At 63.9% G+C, this 294-nt stretch carries 1 protein-coding gene; it reads left to right on the top strand.

Annotated features, from left to right (window positions below):
- Positions 1-294: 3-hydroxyacyl-CoA dehydrogenase family protein (locus FLQ44_RS10070; protein ID WP_240801240.1), on the top strand; the 294-nt coding region annotated here is incomplete at both ends.

Genomic DNA, 294 nt, shown 5'->3' with positions numbered 1-294 from the left:
CGCGCACCCGTTCAATCCGGTCTATCTGCTGCCGCTGGTCGAGATTGTCGGCGGCGAGCAGACCTGGCCGGAGGCCATCGAGCTCGCGCGCGAACACTATGCCGGGATCGGCATGAAGCCGGTGGTCATCCGCAAGGAGATCGAGGCCTTTGTTGGCGACCGGCTGCTGGAGGCGATGTGGCGCGAGGCGCTCTGGCTCATCAAGGACGGCATCTGTACCGTCGAGGAGCTGGACGACATCATGCGTTATTCGTTCGGGCTCCGCTGGGCGCAGATGGGCATGTTCCAGGTCTA

This window comes from Vogesella mureinivorans (genome assembly GCF_007644035.1).
Classification (GTDB): domain Bacteria; phylum Pseudomonadota; class Gammaproteobacteria; order Burkholderiales; family Chromobacteriaceae; genus Vogesella; species Vogesella mureinivorans.
Note: the sequence above shows the minus strand (reverse complement) of the source record. Positions and strands in the feature narration are given on the sequence as shown.